This is a genomic window from Bradyrhizobium sp. WCU1, assembly GCF_053474805.1.
In genome coordinates this window covers 1,558,648-1,577,977 of record NZ_CM130280.1, presented here as the reverse complement: position 1 = coordinate 1,577,977, position 19,330 = coordinate 1,558,648, and the positions used below count along the sequence as shown (strand labels likewise).

The following is a 19,330-nucleotide window of genomic DNA, read 5'->3' as shown; positions in this document are numbered from 1 at the left end:
ATGCTTACACCAGGCTTACAGAGCCTAGTTTGTTAGCTCCCTGTTTACCGATCGCCATCGTCAGGCGCCAGCGGCACCCAAAAGTTGTGTACCGATGCAATGCACGTAAACGCGGATTTTGCCTCGCATAGGATCAGAAGCGCAGGAATGGGTATCCGGCGGCCGGTTCTCGATGTGAACGCGGCGTGCTCAATCACTGAGTTGCCCGACGGGTCAAGGCCCGTCGACAAAAATATTTCGGTTTATCGTAATGACAACTCTGTGTATGGTCCGCTCGTCTCACCCGGCACGAGGGGCGCTTCGCGGTCGTCACGAACGTGGGTCGAGATGCGGTGGACGCCGATTGCGCAGCTGACGAGTGTGCAACGAGGCGGACGGTGAAGTCGTGTGGTCCTGACGCCCTAACGGCAGGTGTCTTCGTGCAAGATGCGTTGCGTCATGCACGGGCGGTGACAAGCAAGCCCAGTCTCGCCGGGGAGAGCACGAAGTAAGCCGTAACCCATCGCGCAGGGAAAGCCGGGTTGTTTCCGGTGACACCTGTGGTCCTAACCCCCGAGCTTTCTACCCATTGCTCGGGGCCCATGGGTGCGATCGGCACCCGGCTTTCCCTGCGCCCTCTGCTCAAGAGAGGGCGGAACGAACAGCAAGGCTCGGGCAAAACATGTCGCGAGAATGCGAGCGTATGACTCACCAGGCGTGCAACACCCTCACTGTCGTCCCCGCTTGCGCAGGCGGAAGCAGGGACGATGGTTGTGAATGTGGCGCGGAGTGGGATCGAGCGAGACGTGGAGCCCTCACCCCGCCAGCACGGCCTCCGCGCCGGTGATCGCCTCGGCGCTTTCGGTCACGGTCTTTTCCAGCGACGGCGCCTGCACCGAAATGTTCTCGGCAAAGAAGCGCGCCAGCGCGACGTAACGCTGCGGCTCGGCTGCGCCGTCCGCCTTGGCGGCGAGCGCTTCGCCGGCGAGCAGGCAGCCGCCGAGCGTGGCGCCGAACAGCCGCAGATAGGGCGTCGCGCCGGCGAGCGCATCGTTCGGCGCGGCGGCCAGCCGTTCGAGCAGCCATTTGCTGGTGCGCTCGAGCGCGGCGTGGGCATCGCGCAGCTTGGCGCCCGTGGTGCCGAACGCCGGATCGTTGGAGGTCTCGACCTGCTTGATGGTGGCATTGAGCTCGTCGAGCAGCGCCCACACCGAAGCGCCGCCATTGGCGCCGAGCTTGCGGGTGACGAGGTCGATCGACTGGATGCCGTTGGTGCCCTCGTAGATCGAGGTGATGCGGGCATCGCGGTAATGCTGCGCGGCGCCGGTCTCCTCGATGAAGCCCATGCCGCCATGAACCTGCACGCCGAGATAGGCGACCTCGTTGCCGATATCGGTGGAGAACGCCTTGGCGATCGGGGTCAGCAACGCGCCGCGCGCCGCGGCATCTGCGCGAACCTTGGCGTCCTTGGCGCGCACCGAGACGTCGAGCGCGACCGCGGTGGCGTAGCAGATCGTGCGCGCCGCCGCCGTCATGCTGCGCATCTGCATCAGCATGCGCTTGACGTCGGGATGCACGATGATCGGATCCATCCCGTCGCCCTTGTGGCCGACGACCTTGCCCTGGCGGCGCTCCCGCGCATAGGCCAGCGCCTGCTGATAGGCGCGGTCGGCAATGCCGACGCCTTCGAGGCCGACGCCGAGCCGGGCCTGGTTCATCATCGTGAACATGCAGCGCATGCCGGCGTTTTCCTCGCCGATCAGGAAGCCGATCGCACCGCCCTTGTCGCCCATGGTCATGGTGCAGGTCGGCGAAGCGTGCATGCCGAGCTTGTGCTCGACGCCGCTCGCATGGATGTCGTTGCGCGCGCCGAGCGAGCCGTCGGCATTGACCAGGAACTTCGGCACGAGGAAGAGGGAAATTCCCTTGGTGCCCGAGGGCGCATCGGGCAATCGTGCGAGCACGAAGTGCACGATGTTGTCGGTCATGTCGTGCTCGCCGTAGGTGATGAAGATCTTGGTGCCCTTGATGCGGTAGGTGCCGTCATCGGCGCGTTCGGCGCGAGTGCGCAGCGCGCCGACGTCGGAGCCGGCATTGGGCTCGGTGAGCTGCATCGTGCCGGTCCATTCGCCGGTGACGAGCTTCTCGAGATAGATGTTCTTCAGCTCGTCGCTGCCGTGGGCATCGAGCGCCTCGATTGCGGACAACGTCAGCAAGGGGCAGAGGCCGAAGGCGACATTCGATGCGCTCCAGATCTCGGTGCAGGCGGCGTTGATCGCGAGCGGCAGGCCCTGGCCGCCGAATGCTTCCGGCCCGGACACCGCGTTCCATCCCGCGGCGGTCCAGCGCTGATAGGCGTCGGGCCAGCCGGGTGCGGTCGTCACCTTGCCGTTGTCGAGCTTGATGCCGTGTTCGTCGCCGACCGTGTTCAGCGGCGCCAGCACGTCGGCGGCGAACTTGCCGGCTTCTTCCAATACCGCAGCGGTGATCTCGCTATCGAAATCGCCGTAGTGGCCGGCCGCCACGGCGGCAGCGAGCCCCGCACCATGATTGAGGGACAGCAGAATATCGTTGATCGGCGCGCGGTAGGTCATGGCGTTACTCCCGACGAGGCGTTTGCAAATCGTCATCCCATGAAACCGGCGGGCTCTCAACTGTCCGAACGGACATCGTACGGTCTGTCTCGGCCACCGCGGCGCTGCGTGACCGGAGCGGCCTCGTCCTGCGGCTTTCGTGCCTTTTCGATCACCGCCCTGTTGAAATGGCGGGACTCACCCTATAGACCGGCGTGGCCTTCAATCGGCGCGTTGGGGCGTAGCCAAGCGGTAAGGCAGCGGATTTTGATTCCGCCATTCGGAGGTTCGATCCCTCCCGCCCCAGCCATATTCAAAGCATTGATTTTGTTGGCATAATTGGCGTGGCTTGAGCAGCCATTTCGGGGCGTTTGGAAGCGAATTTGCCCCGTCATTTGGAAATCCGTGCCTATTTTGTTTCGGCAACGGTGCGCAACTGCGTCGAGTCGCGATCCGTGAGCGACGTTCAAAATTTGGCTGCGATGGAATAAGCGTGGGCTCGCTATGACGCATTCCGTCGCGTCACGCCGTCACCGCTCATCATGCTCGGCTCACCCGCGTTGGCATCTGCTTGTTCGAGTTGCTTCTGCGCCAAAAGGTGCGCGTGACGTTTGCGCGTTGCTGCCAGCGCCCGCCGCATCGTTTCTTTGGCGTAGCCACGATAGGCCTGCGCCGTTTTGTGTCCGGAGAGTGCACGGCCCTGACCGTCTGTCAGTTCGGCTTCCTCGAGTTCGGTCATGCCGCCGTGCCGGCAGGCATCAAGCGTAAACAGCTCCGACACGCCATCGATCTTCTTGCGCATCTGCTGCACGACCTTCTCCATACCAGGATAGGACCACACCTTGGCATCGCCTTTGCGCTCACCTCGTTCGATCTTGCGCATGATCATGGGAACACCGAGCCTTGGCAGATAGCCCAGGATTTCCTCGACCTCGGCGTAAAACTTGATGGCTTCGCCGTCGACGATCTCTTCGAGAGGATGCCAGACCAACGACTTGTTCTTATGGTGTTCAATCCTCACCGCGTGCGGCCAGTTCTTGCTACGATAATCCGGCCAGCTCGGAAACCCGGCGACCACGTTCTCGGGCCGCTGCAGCCACTCAAAGCAAATGACAGCGACGGCTGCCGGCTCCGGCCGAGCCTCCTTGATGCAGCCCCAGGCAAATTTGTAGACTTCTTCGCGGGTGACCGCGTGCTTCTTGCTCTTCGTGCGGCTCTTGAGCGTGAAATCGTCCCAAGGGTTGGGATGCTTCTTGTCGAACAAGTCCGGATGTAGGCGTCGCATGATGCGCCAGACCTTGCGGCAGAGGGCCACCACCTTCTCGCCTTGCCGCAGCCTCAGCCCGTTCGGGCCGTGAATGATCCTCTCGTATATTTTGTCGGCAGCTCGCGGTGTAACCTCTCTGATCTGCCGTTCTCCGATTCGGCGCTCGCTCTTTCCGACCGTATCGCAGATCAGTAGCATGATACGCTCGTAGTCTGGACGCGAACGGGGTGACACCTTCTCGGTGTAGGCCTTCTCGGTCTTGTATTGCCGAAACAGCCAATCGATGCTGCCGTAGCGTGCAATCTTGCCTTGCTCGATGGGTTCGCCCCTGCGCTGGCCGTTCCATTCATCGAACAATGCATTGAGCGTGGCGGCGCGTCCGCCTTTGCTGTCATCGCCGCACGCCGCCTCGTAGTTCGTACCCAATGGCTCATTCGCCATCTCGCAGCCGAGCCTGCGGTAATGCGTCGGGATGCGGAAATAGAAGCCGATCGATCCACTAGCTAACCGGCGCGCTTCGACGAACCGCGGAAGCCGGCGCTCCAAAATCACAAATCCTCGGCGAGGTCGCCTGGCACGAGATCCGGGGCTATGGCCCGGTCCAGATCGTCTCTCAACCACAGCTGACGCCTTCCTTCCTTGATCCGTGGTTGAGGATACTCGATGCCGACTCGTTTGAGAAATGCTTCGACGGAAGATTCTCCGCAATATCCTGCTGCGATTGCAGCTGGCATACGACGAGGCCAAGAGCCGCTTGGGATGATGGAAGAACGTGGCATCACTGAACTCGAATACGCTGACGTCACATAAAGCAGATCATGAGCAATGCCAGGCAACGGCGATGGTTGGCTGCTCATAGAAGGCTCTATTGGTGCTTGTTCTACAGCGGAGCTGTTGATCGCAATCAAACATGGCGCGCTGGAATTGCTCAACTGCAAGCCAGGGAAAGTAGCTACATCTTCCGCCTAAGTCCGGCCGCCTGCGTTATCCAGGTATGAGTAGCCGCTGTTAGGTCAAGCCGATCATATTCGTGTTATTCGCCGCTGCGGCGGCCATTTGCATAAGCGCGCGCGGCTATCGCCGCGGTGGGCTCTCGTTGACCAAGCCGCGCGGCGTCTCGGCCGGCCGGCTTCGATCCCTCGCGCAGGTAATCGAGAGTATAATGTGTCGCTCGCCGGAGGCTCTCGCTCGCGGGCCCGCCGTCATTGCATGGCGGCGTCGTTATCACTGTCCCGCGCTCGGGTGCCATTTTAGACCGGTCTCGCAACTGCAGTCGCCTCGGTGCCCGCGGTCATTGCATGCCCGCGTCGCTATCACTGCCCTCTCGTCGGCTGCTCTTTGATTTGGTCACTCTTGGCTTGATTACACTTCCTTTGCTTTGCCCAGCAATCTCACGCTTGAGAGCACCACACCATTGCTATCACCTAACCACCGCACCTTCGGTGCGGCGACGGCCGCTTTGCGTCTTTTTTCTTGAATGAAGACATTGAAGGGGCGCTGCCCCTCGCGCGCGCCAGGGTAAAGCGCCGGCTTTCGCCGGCGCCGCCCCGAGCGGTCTCCCCGGTCTTCCGTGCTGCTTTCACGTTGTCGACTTTCGATGATTTGGCACACGCTTGTGCAGACCCGCTTCTCACGAAGCGGCCCTTCGGGCGGGCGATCCCCCTCCGCTCGGGTCGCCCTGGCGCTCGCTACCCCCGGTCTCGCCGACGGGCAGGGGTGCAGGCGCGTGGTGCGCCTTGCACCCATGGAAGCAAAAGGAAGTTTGATCATGTCGGCCAAAACATTTGGAATACCTTGTGGAACTGAGGTTCGCATTCCTCTCGGCAAGCTCAAGAAGTCGCCGAAGAATGCGCGCAAGACGCCGCACAGCGAGGCGGCAATCGAGGCGTTGGCGGCGAGCATCGCCCTCAAAGGCATCCTGCAGAATCTGGTTGTCGAGCCGGAGGCCGATGGCGAGGGGGCGGCGACGGGGTTCTTTTGCGTGACTATCGGCGAGGGTCGGCGGCTGGCCCAGCTGCTGCGGGTGAAGCGCAAGGAAATCAAGAAAAACGAACCGATCCGCTGCGTCATCGATACCGCGAACGACCCCCACGAAATCAGCCTGGACGAGAACGTCACTCGGGAAAGCATGCACCCGGCCGATCAGTTTGAGGCTTTCAAGAAGCTTGCGGACGAGCGTGGTTTTGGTGTGGAGGAGATCGCGGCGCGCTTCGGCGTCACTGCGCATGCGGTGCGGCAACGCCTGCGGCTCGGCGCGGTTTCGTCCAAATTGGTGCAGCTCTATCGCGGTGGCGATCTGACGCTTGAGCAACTGATGGCGTTTGCCGTCACCGATGATCATGCGCGGCAGGAAGCCCTCTATGAGCGCCTGCCCTTCGACCCGGATGCTGCCACCATCCGCCGTCTGCTCACCGAAACCCACGTGGCTGCCACCGATCGCCGGGCGCGCTTTGTCGGGCTCGAGGCTTATACGGAGGCGGGCGGCACCGTGCTGCGCGACCTCTTTACCGAGGATCGCGGCGGCTATCTGGAAGACGTCGCGCTGCTCGATCTGCTGGTCACGGCAAGGCTTGGCCGCGAGGCGGATCGGTTGCGGGCGACCGAGTGCTGGAAGTGGACGGAGCCCCATCTCGACTTTCCGCACGCCCACGGCATGCGTCGGACCTACCCGCATCCGGTCGAGCTGTCGGCGGAGGATCAGGCCGCGCTTGAGGCCGTTCAGAGCGAGTTCGACCGGCTGACCGAGCAGCATCAGACGGCCGAGGAATTGCCCGACGACGTCGACGCGCGGTTCGGCGAGCTGGAGACCGAAATCGATCGGCTGGAGGCAAAGCGGCAGGCCTACGATCCCGCCGACGTCGCGCGCGGCGGCGCCTTCGTGGTCCTCAATCATGACGGCGCTATCAGTATCGAGCGCGGTTTTATCCGTCCCGAGGACGAGAAACCCCACGCTGCAACGGGGCATGAAGGCGATGCTCAGGCAGCGAAAGAGGAGGGCGAAGGAGGCGTCGAAGCTGCGCACGACGGTGAAGAAGAGGAAAGTGCCAGCGACAAGGAGGGCGAGGATCAACGGCTGTCTGACATGCTCATTCGCGACCTCACCGCGCATCGCACCTTGGGGCTGCGCCTCAATCTGAGTGAGCAGCCGGAGGTCGCCATCGTGGCGGTGACCCATGCGCTGGCGGCCCAGATTTTCTATTTTGGGGCCAATGCTCATGTGGTCGGCATGCAACCGGTGAAGACGGATTTGGCTGTCCATGCGGCCGGAATCGAGGATACGGCGGCCGGTAAGGCATGGTCGGATCGGCATGCCAATTGGGCGAGGCAGATGCCCAAGGACCCCAGCGGGCTGTGGGAGTTCGTGGCCGAACTCGATCACGACAGCCGCATGTTCCTGTTCGCGCATTGCACGGCATTGACCGTCAACGCGGTCAGACTGCCGTTCGACCGGAGGCCGCGCGCCCTCGCGGCAGCCCGGCATTTGGCCGAGGCAGTTGCCCTCGACATGACCGGATATTGGCGGCCGACAGTCGGCAGCTATCTTGGCCGCGTCACCAAAGCTGGCATTCTGGAGGCCGTCCGTGATGGCGTCAGCGAGGAGGCCGCGGAGCGCTTGTCGGGCATGAAAACGACCGAGATGGCGGCCGCCCCCGAGCAGCTGCTGGCGGCAACCGGCTGGCTGCCGGTAGCCGGCGACACCTCGACCTCGGCTGCGATTTGCTTGCCGGTGTGGCGCTGCCGGCGCAAGGCCTCGATCGCCGTGCACGTGGCGAGAGGGGTTTGGCTTGGCGATGAAAGGGGCCTGGAGGAGCGATCTCGCAATCCCTCCACACCTTCTGCGCGGAAGCGCTTGACCCATTTGGCGACCGTCTTCGGCGTCGTGTTGAACAGCTCGGCTGCGCCAGCCTGGCTTAGGCCGCCTCCCACCACGCTTTGGACCATCGCCTCTCGACCTTTGGGCGTCAAAGGCGCATTTGAGCTGCTGCCGGTTTGATGGACACCGGGTTAAGCTAATCCCACCCTGCGCTCGAACTCAACTGGGCTGAGATAACCGATGGTCGAGTGCCTGCGGGTCGTGTTGTAGAATCTTTCGATGTAGTCGAACACATCGGCTCGTGCCTCATCTCTGGTCCTGTAGATCTTGTTGGCGGTCCGTTCGGTCTTGAGCGATGAGAAGAAGCTCTCCATCGCCGCATTGTCCCAGACATTGCCGGAACGGCTCATGCTGCAGACCATGCCGTGGTCGGCCATCAGGCTCTGGAACTGCTCGCTGGTGTACTGGCTGCCCTGGTCGGAGTGATGCAACAGCGCATCCGGCTTGCCGCGTCGCCAGACGGCCATCAGCAGTGCGTCGGTTACGAGCTGCGCCGTCATCGCGGCGCTCATCGACCAGCCCACCACCCGACGTGAGAACAAATCAATCACCGCCGCGACATAGAGCCAGCCCTCGACGGTCCATAGGTAGGTGAAGTCGGCGATCCACTTCTGGTTCGGACGCTCGGCGACAAACTGCCGGTCCAGCAGGTTGGCCGGTACGGTGTCGAGCTGTCGATCGCCGCCATCCTTCGGCAAGCGCCGCCGCCGCGGCCGCGCCCGCAAGCCCTGCAGGCGCATCAGCCGCTCGATCCGGTGCAGGCCGCAATCCACCCCATCGGCGAGCAGATCGCGCCAGACCCGGCGAGCGCCATAGGTGCGGTCGCTGGCGGTGAAGCTGGTCTTGACCTTGCCGCCCAGCTCCTCGTCGCTGCGGGACCTGGCGCTGGGAGAACGGTTCATCCAGGCATGGAAGCCCGACCGCGATACCCCCAGCACATCGCATAGCCATGCCACCGGCCAGATCGTCCGGTGCTTCGCGATAAAGACGAACTTCATGTCGCTTCCTTCGCGAAGTAGGCTGCGGCCTTTTTTAGGATGTCCCGCTCGGCCTTCAGCCTGGCGACCTCACGGCGCAGCCGCTCGATCTCCTGCTGCTCGGGCTTCATCTGGCCTTGGCCGGGAAAGGCCTGCACAGGGTCGGAGCTGAACTCTTTCACCCATTTGCGCAGAACGTTCTCATGAACATCCAGGTCGCGCCCGGCCTGCGCCACCGACACCCCACGCTCCCTGACCAGCTTGACCGCCTCGATCTTGAACTCGCGACTGAACTTCCGTCTCTTCATCGCCCACCTCCGCCTTCATGAAACACCCAATCTTGGTGTCCATCAAACCGGCAGCAGCTCAGTTGGCTAAAGCTCTCGGCGTAGGGGTTGGCGAACTATTGAAGCGATAGCGGTGACTGAATGCTCCGTTCGGGACGGTTGACATTTTGCGAGTACGGACACGAGGGTCACCATCCTGAACTTTCCATCGAGCAGCGGCCAATTTCAAGACGAGGCCGTATCTGGTCTCAATTGGCGGGGTGGCCCACTCGCTAAGAGAGCGACTTAGCGCAATTTGCGCTCGGGTCTCATTCGTCTCGATGGAGAACTAAAAGCTCACCACAAGCCTTTAAAGGCGATCGGTGAGCTATGCGGCGGCAGAGCGAATGAGCCGCCCTACGCACCGCTTTCCCTCGGATGGGCACGGGACAGCCGCGGGACGATCGAGAGCTAAGTCAACCCGAACGCCCACTGCCCGGTCTGCGGATGTCCGGTCTACTTCTGCCACAGTCCGCGCCTTCGACGACTTGATCTGGCCGTGGCCGAAACACCCCAGCACCCACAGCGCGCCGATGGCGAGGTCATTCCGCTATCTGGCGCGCAGACGTCTTGTGCCGCCAGAAGCGCCGAGCAGAACAACCCGATAACGGCGATCAGTGCTGCCGCGCTCATTCCGTTCAGGGCGACGAGGCTTGAATAGTCAGACGTCAACATCAACGGTCGACCTAGATGGGCATCGATGAAGAGATAGGTGATGAAGGGTAATGCCGCGACGATCGCAGCCTTCAGGCGTTCGTCCGGCCGAAACAAGATCGTGCCAAGCAGCGCGCAGGGGATCAGGAATAGCTCGACTCCCGACGCAGCACCGAACAGCTTGACGCAGAACGCGGTGTTTGCCACTCCGACTAGCGGAAGCAGCACGCGACCTGCCAGCGAATGCCGCTTAGCCAGCGCAGGCACGGCGAGGAAGACCGGTGTCGTCAACAGGGTCAGCCATGCCGGCCAGGCCGCCGGCCCAACGATCGCGTGCATATAGAGCGGATAGAAAGGCTGGTTGAAAGCCACCATAAGCGCAGTCTTGCCGGCCAGTGAGCAGCGCGGTTCCGGGTGATCCGAATAACTGCCAAGCCGAGTCGCAATGTTTTTAATCATGCCACAAACACCGAAATTTTTCATAACCGCGCGCAAAACGTCGCAATCATTTCCGTAACGACTGCGTGCTGGAAGCGGATCACCAGCTTCGAAGCGGACGACTGGCGTTGACCGCGGAGCATTTGATGCCAATCTTCATATTTGCGCGATATTTTGAGAGAGATTAATCTCGGAAAGGTGTAATCTAGAGAAAATGAAAGTCCAAGTGCCCGGCGGATAACTGTGATTCAGCTCATCGCTCCGCCGATCAAACCAGCGATGCACATCTGACAGGATTTTCGCCCGAACATATTCAAATTCGGCAAGTTGGCTGGATGAACTGGGTTACGTGCTGAAGTATAGTGCGCGCATGAAAGTCTTGGTGTTCGGCCTTGGTTACTCAGCTTTGCATATCTCGTATGCTCTACAGCGTGCGGGGTGCGAGGTCACCGCAACGGTGCGTTCGCGCGCGAAGGCCATTGGTTTGATTCAGGCGCGCATTGCGGCGCGAGTTTTTTCATCTGACCATATCGATGAGCAGATCGCTGAGGATGTCAGATCGAGCGACGCTGTTTTGGTCTCGGTACCGCCCGGAGAGTGTGGTGATCCGGTGCTCGAATCCTTTTCGGGCTATATCGCCGAAGCGTCGAAATTGCGTTGGGTTGGCTATCTTTCCACGGTCGCCGTATACGGTGACCAAGCCGGCGGTTGGGTCGATGAGCGGACGGCGACCGAGCCTGGAAAAGGCCGCTCGCGACTCAGAGTTCATGCCGAGAAGGATTGGCTTGCCTTGGGCTCTCACGTTTTCCGGCTTGCCGGTATATACGGTCCGGGCCGAAACCAGCTGGCGCAACTAGCGGCGGGAACGGCGCGGCGGATCATCAAGCCTGGCCAAGTATTCAACCGTATTCACGTGGCGGACATTGTCGCCGTGATCGAAGCATCGCTGGCGAAGCCGCGGCCGGGCGGAATCTACAACGTCTGCGACAACGAGCCGGCCCCTCCGCAGGATGTCGTGGAGTACGCGTCCAAACTTTGTGGATTGGATCCTCCGCCCGGTATTCCCTTCGAGAAGGCCGATCTCTCGCCGATGGCGCGCAGCTTTTATAATGAAAACCGTCGTGTGAGGAATGCTCTTATTCGAGAAGAACTTGGCGTGAACCTCAACTATCCAACCTATCGCGAGGGACTTGCGGCGTTGCGGGCGTCCGGAGAAGGACCAGGTCAGTAGCTTCTTACTCTCAAGTTTTTCCGCCGTGTTGTGTCGCCTACCGGCGCATACCTGATCCGTAAGGAAAATGATCGGTAACGTGCACGATCCGACCTGTTGGTTGCCTCGGCCTGGCGATCAGTCGGCTTTGCCATGGGCGTCTCTATGGCGCGATGGGATTTGGTCGAATCGTCATCGCGCTTCAGCCCTTTGTTTGAGCATGATCTTTCGGAAAACCGCTTCGCGCTTTTCCGGATCATGCTTTAGGTTCTCCGCGTGAATTGGAGCTGCCGCCCGATGTTGGCCATAGCTTACCGGCCGAGAAGCGCGTTGGTCATTATCGTCGAATGCTGGCGATCATCCTGGCTTTCATGACGCACCAATGGTCTCGTGATCGATTCTCGGTGATATTGTTCGAGCCCCACACACTGTGGGTATCTTTCGCCTCTGCTTTGAATGCCGGTCTCGTCTTACTGAACCCATGAATTACGGCGGTTTCGCCTCAATCTCGTCCGCGCGGCTTCTAATAGCCCTCAATTCGCTGCGATCCCTGCGATCAAGGTTTCGATAATGATTTGTCATTCGACCGTTGGAAACGAGCCGTTTGCGGTGCTTGGCAAGGAAATTCCAATAGAGGGTGGTGAATGGGCAGGCATCGTCCCCAACCGACTTCTTCGGATCGAACCGACAGTTTTTGCAATGATCGCTCATTCGGTTGATATAGTTGCCTGATGCGGCGTAAGGTTTTGTCCCCATTACGCCTCCGTCGCCGTATTGGCTCATTCCGAGCGTATTAGGTAGGGATACCCAGTCGATCGCATCCCAAAACATCGACATGTGCCAACGATGTACTTCGTATGGTGCGACGCCAAGCAGCAGCGCAAAAAGCCCCAACACCATGAGTCGTTCGATGTGATGGGCATAGGCATGATCGATGGTGTGCGCGATCGCGTCAGCGAGACATCTCATCTCGGTGTCGCCGGTCCAATAAAACCGCGGCATGCGAAGATGTGCATTCAATTCGTTCTCGTCGGCATAATGAGGCATGCGTTGCCAATAGATGCCTCGTACGTATTCTCTCCACCCAAGAATCTGACGGACGAAGCCCTCGATCGCATTGAGAGGAGCGTCCTTGCTCTTGAGCGCAGCTCCTATGACCTCGGCCGGCGTCAGAAGATGCAGATTCAAGGGGCCAGAAAGGCGTGAATGATAGAGAAATGGTTCGCCGTTTCTCATCGCATCCTGATAGGTCCCGAAGAGAGGAAGCCTTTCGGAAACGAAGTCGTCGAGTTGCTTGAGTGCTTGGGCGCGCGACACCGGGAGGTCGATCGTTTCGAGTCTACCTGGGCTGCCCACAAAGCGCTTTAAAACGAGATCGCGAACGTCTCTGCTGATGGGATCCATCCTGCAGGGTCTCACCGGAGGAATAACGGGCGGGTTTCTACCAAACGGCTTTCTGTTCTGCTCGTCGAAGTTCCAGGCCGATCCAATTGGCTTGCCGGTAGTCTGGTCCATCAATAGTCCGGTTTTCCTCCGCATATGGCGGTAGAAGGTCTCCAGGATATGTCCAGGATTGTCGCGCGTGAAGGCTGTGAAATCTTCCTGTGAGCTGAAGAAATGCCGGTCGCGTCGGAACTCAGGCGGTTGCGGAAGTCGCTTGAGCTTCTCGGCGATACGCCAGTCGCCCGGCTCCAAGACGATCGTACGCTCGGGGCTAAGCGACTGTTGGGCTCGGACGATTTCGGTTTCGAACGTTCCCGTGTTCGAGGGATCGTCGATGGCAATATAGCGAACGCGCCGCCGCCGTGCGATCATTTCCTCCCGAAAATGGCGCATCGAGGCAAAAAAGTAAGCTATACGAAGCTTATGCTGTGTTATGTAGGTCGCTTCCTCGTTTACCTCCATCTGCATAACTACGTCGAGATCGTGGTCGAACCCATCGAACGCGGCTGAATCCGCGTCAAGCTGGTCGCCGAGTACGAGGACGAGATTTCTGACCTTGAGCTGCGTTGACTGAACCATCTACAAGAGACCGATTTCGATCTCTGAACCTACGCGGTCTTCAAGTTGCTGTTCTCGTATGCCGTCAACGAGGAGAGCAAGATCGCCCAGCGCCATTGCCCCGATCTGCGCCCGTACCTGCAGCAGCGCGCGCCGCAGCCAGGTCTTGATGGTGTTGACGGGAACGCCATACTGCTCGGCCAGCCGCTGCCGGCTCTCACCGTAGAGATAAGCCGCGATCACCAGATGACGCCGGGTCGGGTCGAGCGTTTGCAGAGCGGACAACATGCTCTGCTGAAGCTTGACGGTGTCGCTTTCGTTTTCCTTGCTTTCCATGCTCTCCAGCGCCGTGGGTGTGTCGGCTGGAAAGTCCAGCAGGGCGGAATGGTCGCGATAGATTTCTCGCGACGGCCTTCGCACGGCGTCGATCGCGAGGTTTTTAGCGATCGTGATCATCCACATCATGGGCGAGCCCAACGCCCGACGATATCCGGCTGCGTTCAACCAGATGCGAACATAGGCCTCCTGCACGATCTCCTCCGCGAGATGCCGGCGCCTTACGACCACCAAGACGGTGGAGAACAGCTTGCGTCGCGTGGCCGCGTGCAGCTTTTCGAAGGCCGGCTCGTGGCCTTCCACCATACCCTGCAGGAGCTGCTCAAGCTCGGTCGGATCGGACCGCTCTATGCGGCAGTCGTTCATTGACGCCATGTCATCCCCCTCTGAGCTGCCCCGCAATTCCGTAAGATCTCAAGTTCTCCGACACACATGTGACTGTCAACTAGAGTTTACATACGGCTCTGACAATGCTGGGCGTGGCGCGCGAGAAAGCACAGAAATAGCGTCTTTTTTTAATTTTTCCCGGATTTGGGACGGGTGGAGCCTTTCTTTATGACGAGGTCCAATCGCTCCTATTGTCATCCCAATCGTACAATCGATGCCGCTCGTCCAAGGCGCGATCCAATCACCTGGATGATGTTATTCACTCTCGCGGCCACGACATTCATCATTGCCGGAAGATTCATCTATTTTCTGCGATCCCACCAACCGCGAAATCGCGGCAAATGCGCCTGAAGGCAACGGAAGTGGCGCGCGTCGCGCCGAGCGGGCTGGACCCGAACTAACTGGTTTCGCCGTCCTCGCGCTCGCCGCGATAGGCCGGCTCACGGTCGACTACAACGGCAAATCCCGCACCGAAGCCGCACAAGCAACTACGCCGGTTGGTGGCGCAAACACAGGCACGCCACAGCCGGTCGGTCTGATCCGCCGAAACTCTACCAGCCGATCAATCCCGCGACACCCGCGCTGCCCCGACCTCATTAAATACCGGGATTGGGCTCGCGAACAGTTCGACGAGACAAACGAAGTAGCGATGACCAGCAGGAGATTCGTACTCTACCATCCGCGAGTCCCTGCGCCGCCCTTGAACGGTCCGACGATGCGCGAGGTGATCCAGCCGCCGTAGAAGTCGCCTTCCTGAGGCTGCACGCGTTCGTCGTCCACCCAGCATTCATCGACGCGCGAAGCATAAAAAGCGATGTGATCCGCGATATCGGAAAAAGCAAGTGACGGCGAAGGGTAGCTCCAAGCTGCGCGTTCGGACGTCCGTCCATCGACATCAAGCGACCAGTATTTTGCGTGCCCCTTGAATTCGCACCACGAGCCGCCCGGCGCATCCATCAGATATTGTGGCGCGATATCGTCGGGCGGGATGTAGTAAACCGGCGGATGACTGGTCTCGAGCACGCGATAGCCCGCCGTCGTATCGGCGACTGTGCGTGCGTTGAAAATGACGCGCAGCCGTGCGCCGATTTTCTCCAGCCGCGGCGGACGGGGATAATCCCAAACTGACTCCTGTCCAGCCGCGGGTTCGATGCGCTTAGGTCTCCACATGTCTCGTCCACTCCAAGAAGGTGTCGTTCGGGCAATACTCATCGCACGATCATGGGAAAGGTTACGGCGATCGCCCATGCGAACAGCGCGCCGTTGGCGAGAGCGCCAGGAAACGGGTGGCGGGTCGCCGCGTAGCTCCAGCGGCTGATCAGCCCGAAGGCCGTAAACAGCAACAGGATCGCAGGCAAGATAATGACAAGGAAGAACAGTTTCATTGGGTCGAGCGCAACGGCAATGGCGAGCGAGGTCAGGAAACAGAATTTGGTGAAAGCGTACGCGCCGATACGGGACTCGCTACCACGTGTCAGCCATTCGTCGGCGATGAAATAGGGCAGCGTCCCACATGCGATTGCGGCGATCAGCGGCAGCCGGGCCGGAATCGGCAGGAACGAAAACACATAGGCGTCGATGGGAAGGCCGAAGGCCAGGACGTTGTAGGCGGACACGGCGGCGGCCGCGATCGCGGCGCGTGTCCAGGCGACATTCGTCGCAGTGGCCGGCGGTTGCTTGCTGCGCAAGTACACGAGTATCGCGGTCGAGAAAGTTCCATACACCAGAAAATGCAGCATCAGATAATCGCCAAGCAGGATCGGCAGAAAGTCAGTCGGCATCTTCCAGAGCAACAATGGGGTCACGATCGCGGGCAGCAGCGCTGCCGTCATCAGCGTCTTCCAGCGGAGGCTCGCGCCGACTGGGCGTGGGCTGACCTCCGGCAACAATGCCGACAACGGCCAGGCCAGTCCAACGATTCCGGCAAACACCAGCGCCAACCAGCGCCCGCGGCTGTCGACTTCCTCCTGCGGCCGATCGCCGAAGACCGCATTCAACCAGCGTGCGGCTTCGACCATGCCGTCATGACTGTAGAGCACGCCAATATGTTCGACGCCACGCGCCAGCACCAGCTTGCGCGCGGTGCCGTCGTAGAATTGCCCGTAAGTCTCGCCAGGGATTGCCGTGCCGCCGGTTGTCAGATTGACGATGCGCAGGCCCTCATTCCTGAGCATCGCAGGCTCCAGCGCGCCGACGATGACCAGCAGATTTCGCGGGCTGGACGGCGTAACCACGGGCGAAAACACGGATACCGCGACCGTCGCCTCGACGTCCGGTTGGGCCTGCGCGAACCGGACCACGATGTCGGACGCCATCGAATGTCCGAGCACCGCGAGCCGGCTATTGCTCCCTGGCAGTCCGCGAGCCAACGCCGCGACGTCGGTCAGCTCCTTCAGCAACGCGTTGGTGATCGTCAAGCCTTTGGTGATATCGCCATGCATCGGGACCGGGTTGCGGCCATGGCCGAGAAAATCGAAAGTCACGGCGATGTAGCCGTTGCGCGCAAGCGTTTCGGCAAACGGCTGCATTAACTGCTGCGAACCAGCAAAGCCGTGGGCGATCACGACGACAGGCGCGGGCAACGCGGATTGCCGTCTGAAGATCGTGACCGGAGTGTCGCTGACGACGGTCCGCGTGATGTTCAGGTCCCGGCTGCCTTCATGCAATTTGAAAAGCCCGATCAGGATCGCCGCGATCGCGATGAATCCAACAAAGAACCTCATGGATCTTCGCCGGCAATGTGCTTCCTGCGGATGCTGTGCACCGTCCACCAGATCGCAAAGCCGGCGACCGGAACGAAGGCGGCCGTCGCGACGCTGGGCTCGAGATCAATAGTGCCGCTGTCATGCGCCGCCTTGGCGATGTATCCGAACAAGCTCACCACGTAATAGGTGATCGCCGCGACCGACAGGCCTTCCACCGTAGCCTGCAGTCGCAGTTGCAGTCGCGTCCGCGCATTCATCGACTTCAGCAGCTCCTGATTCTGCTGTTCGAGCTCGACGTCGACGCGCGTACGCAGCAGGTTTGCGGCGCGTGCGAGTTTCAACGACAGGCTGGATTGCCGCGCCTCGGCGGTGACGCATGTGCGTAGCGCGGGCTTCATCCGGCGTGCAAGAAACGACGACCACGTCGGGAGGCCGCCGACCTTGCGTTCGCCAATGGTTTGCAGGCGTTGCTCGACGATCTCTTCATAGGCGCGGCTGGCGCCAAACCGAAACACACTGGCGGCTGCCCCCGCTTCGACCTCGGCCGCCAGGGCAGTCAGCTCGTCGAGCAGCTTGTGGTTGGCGGCGAGATCGCCGGCGCGGCGCATCTGGTCTGTGACCTCGACGAGGCGGCGCTCCACCGCTGCGATCGATGGCGACAGCCGTTGCGCTTCAGGCAGGCCGAGCAGCGCCAGCGTGCGATATGTTTCGAGTTCGATCACCCGTCGGACCAAAGCCCCGGCGCGGTCCGGCGACATCGTACGGTTGGCAACGAGGATGCGGACAAAGCCGGATGGTCCCGGCTGGAAGTCGGTGGCGTAGACCGCGGCGCCGTCCGAGTTCTCGGCCACGGCCAGACTGGCTTTGTCGAAGAGGCGTTCGGGCGCGGTTCGTTGCGGGTCCTCGCTCAGAAGATGCAGATCGACGGCCACCAGCAGCGGGCCGGGCTGCGCGAAGAGCCGCATTGGCAGCGCCAGCGAGGCCGCGTCCGGATGGAACGGCGCGGCCGCGGGATCGGCCGGCATTTCCCAGGTATAGGTCGTGAATTCGGAATGCTGTTCCCATCGCAGCACGGTGGTGCCGAACGGTGCACGATGATGCCTTTCGCCAGGAGACGGCGGCTGCAGCCCGCGCGACGTGCAGAATGCGATCAGATTGGCGCGGTCGGCCTGCGCACGTGCCCCCGACGTATCGAAGGCAAAATGCACGATGCGTGATGGCACCGAAACCGGTGTGAAAGGGCGAGCATGAACCTCGCCGAGTACGGCTGCACGCAACGGATGAGGTGTCAGCCGCACCGCTCCGCCGTCACCTATCAGGACATCCGCGCTCATCGCGATCTCGATTTCCGGCGGCTTGTTGCATCCGAGCTCCGCAGCGATAGGAGTAACACTCCGTCGTGCCCCGCAGAAGCAGGAAGAGATCGGAGTGCTTCGGCAAAAAAATCTGGCGCGCTGTGAAACGCCGGATGATTGGCTCGTATATTCTGCGATATTGTGTCTTGAATTGGCGTGTGCACCGCACGCTGGCCTTGGTTTGCATTCCGGCAACGGTTGGCCTTAATCTCTGCCCGCGGCGCGTCGTGCGGCTGCGGATTGGAGCGTGGTGGTGACAGTCTCGATGCGGATAGGCACGCGCAAGAGCGTCATGGCGTTGACCCAGACCGAAGATGTTGCGCAGCGCCTATCCAAGGCCGCGTCCGAATTAGACGTCGAGATCGTCAGGTTCGAGACTACCGGCGACGGGGATCAGACCAGCAAGCTTCTGGTCCACGGCGGGAAGGGCGGCGCCTTCGTGGCTGAAATCCGCGCCGCCGTTACATCGGGCCGGCTTCATGCAGCGATGCATTCGCTCAAGGACATGCCTGGCAATGAGGACACGCCGGGGCTCGTGATCGGTGCGACACTGCCGCGTGATCCGCCGACCGATGCGCTGGTGCTGAGGCCGGGCGTCTCTCTCGATGACATCAAGCGCTCACGTGGCAAGGGCTACCGGATCGGCACCAACGCTGTGCGGCGCGCAGCTTATGCCAGGCGACTGTTTCCGGACATCGAAGTGATCCACTTTCGCGGTGCGGCCGATACCAGAGTTCGCAAACTGGACAATCGGGATATGCAACGGTTGCCTCGTGGCGGCGAGGCGGGACCGGCCGATGCTTTGATCATGGCTCGATCCGGGCTCGAACGGATCGGCCTCGGCCATCGTATTGCCTGCGAGCTGTCGCCTTCGGAAATGTTGCCAGCAGTGGGGCAGGGTATCGTGGCCGTCGAGTGCGCGGTCAATGATTGGCAGACGCGGCGGCATCTCGCTCTGATCGACGATTCTGCGTCGCATCTCAGTTGCGATGCGGAGCGCGAGGTGTTGTGGGTTCTCAACGGCCACTGCAATTCACCCATAGCTGGATATTCGACCATCGAAGGTTCGCAGATGACGCTCACAGCCTCGGTTTTGGATGAAGCGGGCGGGGGCCAGTTCATCGAGGTGACCCGTTCGGGCGCTGCAAACCGCCCGCGCGAACTCGGTCGCGCGGTCGGGCTTGAGCTGCTTGACAAAGGCGCCGCCGACATCATTGCGCGAACGCGTCCGGAGCACTGAGAGCATAG

Annotated in this window: 11 protein-coding genes, 1 tRNA gene and 2 pseudogenes; 4 read left to right on the top strand and 10 right to left on the bottom strand. The window is 61.0% G+C overall.

Translation table 11 applies throughout. The features are described 5' to 3' along the window. Nucleotides 1–794 precede the first annotated feature (794 nt). Nucleotides 795–2,573: an acyl-CoA dehydrogenase gene (locus tag ACTUWL_RS07060; RefSeq protein WP_021076739.1), complete on the bottom strand. Its 1,779-nt coding sequence runs from the start codon at nucleotides 2,571–2,573 to the stop codon at nucleotides 795–797. 214 nt (nucleotides 2,574–2,787) lie between these two features. Between ACTUWL_RS07060 and ACTUWL_RS07055 the strand changes: the two genes are divergently transcribed. Next, nucleotides 2,788–2,862, top strand: a tRNA-Gln gene (locus ACTUWL_RS07055). Nucleotides 2,863–3,054: 192 nt separating this feature from the next. Here ACTUWL_RS07055 and ACTUWL_RS07050 read toward each other — a convergent pair. Continuing rightward, nucleotides 3,055–4,365 carry a hypothetical protein gene (locus ACTUWL_RS07050; protein ID WP_021076738.1) on the bottom strand — a complete coding sequence of 437 codons (1,311 nt, stop codon included), beginning with the start codon at nucleotides 4,363–4,365 and terminating at the stop codon, nucleotides 3,055–3,057. A gap of 1,222 nt (nucleotides 4,366–5,587) precedes the next feature. Between ACTUWL_RS07050 and ACTUWL_RS07045 the strand changes: the two are divergent. Then, nucleotides 5,588–7,504: pseudogene (locus ACTUWL_RS07045) on the top strand (ParB N-terminal domain-containing protein); the annotation flags it as partial. Between the two features lie 59 nt (nucleotides 7,505–7,563). Here the strand turns inward: ACTUWL_RS07045 and ACTUWL_RS07040 are convergent. The 3 genes and pseudogenes from ACTUWL_RS07040 to ACTUWL_RS07030 form a co-directional block, all read right to left on the bottom strand. Then, nucleotides 7,564–7,761 (bottom strand): annotated as a pseudogene (locus ACTUWL_RS07040) (helix-turn-helix domain-containing protein); the annotation flags it as partial. 63 nt (nucleotides 7,762–7,824) lie between these two features. Then, a protein-coding gene (locus tag ACTUWL_RS07035) for an IS3 family transposase (RefSeq protein ID WP_106939887.1) occupies nucleotides 7,825–8,978 on the bottom strand; the annotation gives its coding sequence in 2 pieces (ribosomal slippage) (nucleotides 7,825–8,729 and nucleotides 8,729–8,978; 1,155 coding nt in all). A gap of 474 nt (nucleotides 8,979–9,452) precedes the next feature. Next, complete coding sequence (locus tag ACTUWL_RS07030) at nucleotides 9,453–10,109, bottom strand: hypothetical protein (protein ID WP_021076734.1); 657 nt, start codon at nucleotides 10,107–10,109, stop codon at nucleotides 9,453–9,455. Between the two features lie 349 nt (nucleotides 10,110–10,458). Here ACTUWL_RS07030 and ACTUWL_RS07025 point away from each other — a divergent pair, with 349 nt between their 5' ends. Then, nucleotides 10,459–11,319 (top strand): SDR family oxidoreductase, encoded by an 861-nt coding sequence (locus tag ACTUWL_RS07025; protein ID WP_021076733.1) that lies wholly within the window; start codon nucleotides 10,459–10,461, stop codon nucleotides 11,317–11,319. Nucleotides 11,320–11,784: 465 nt separating this feature from the next. Here ACTUWL_RS07025 and ACTUWL_RS07020 read toward each other — a convergent pair whose 3' ends face one another. The 5 genes from ACTUWL_RS07020 to ACTUWL_RS07000 all read right to left on the bottom strand — a co-directional run bounded on the left by ACTUWL_RS07020 (nucleotide 11,785) and on the right by ACTUWL_RS07000 (nucleotide 18,061). After that, nucleotides 11,785–13,320: a cryptochrome/photolyase family protein gene (locus ACTUWL_RS07020; protein ID WP_021076732.1), complete on the bottom strand. Its 1,536-nt coding sequence runs from the start codon at nucleotides 13,318–13,320 to the stop codon at nucleotides 11,785–11,787. Beyond that, complete coding sequence (locus ACTUWL_RS07015; RefSeq protein WP_021076731.1) at nucleotides 13,321–14,010, bottom strand: sigma-70 family RNA polymerase sigma factor; 690 nt, start codon at nucleotides 14,008–14,010, stop codon at nucleotides 13,321–13,323. Between the two features lie 684 nt (nucleotides 14,011–14,694). After that, on the bottom strand, nucleotides 14,695–15,192 hold the full coding sequence (locus ACTUWL_RS07010; RefSeq protein WP_021076730.1) for a DUF427 domain-containing protein: 498 nt from the start codon (nucleotides 15,190–15,192) through the stop codon (nucleotides 14,695–14,697). A 38-nt stretch (nucleotides 15,193–15,230) separates the two neighbouring features. Further along, on the bottom strand, nucleotides 15,231–16,745 hold the full coding sequence (locus ACTUWL_RS07005) for an alpha/beta hydrolase (protein WP_021076729.1): 1,515 nt from the start codon (nucleotides 16,743–16,745) through the stop codon (nucleotides 15,231–15,233). Beyond that, on the bottom strand, nucleotides 16,742–18,061 hold the full coding sequence (locus ACTUWL_RS07000) for a DUF3422 family protein (protein ID WP_021076728.1): 1,320 nt from the start codon (nucleotides 18,059–18,061) through the stop codon (nucleotides 16,742–16,744). The genes ACTUWL_RS07005 and ACTUWL_RS07000 overlap by 4 nt, the downstream gene beginning before the upstream one ends. A 286-nt stretch (nucleotides 18,062–18,347) precedes the next feature. Between ACTUWL_RS07000 and hemC the strand changes: the two genes are divergently transcribed. Beyond that, a complete protein-coding gene (gene hemC, locus ACTUWL_RS06995) occupies nucleotides 18,348–19,322 on the top strand; it encodes a hydroxymethylbilane synthase (RefSeq protein WP_035649949.1) in 975 nt (324 codons plus the stop codon). Nucleotides 19,323–19,330 lie beyond the last annotated feature (8 nt).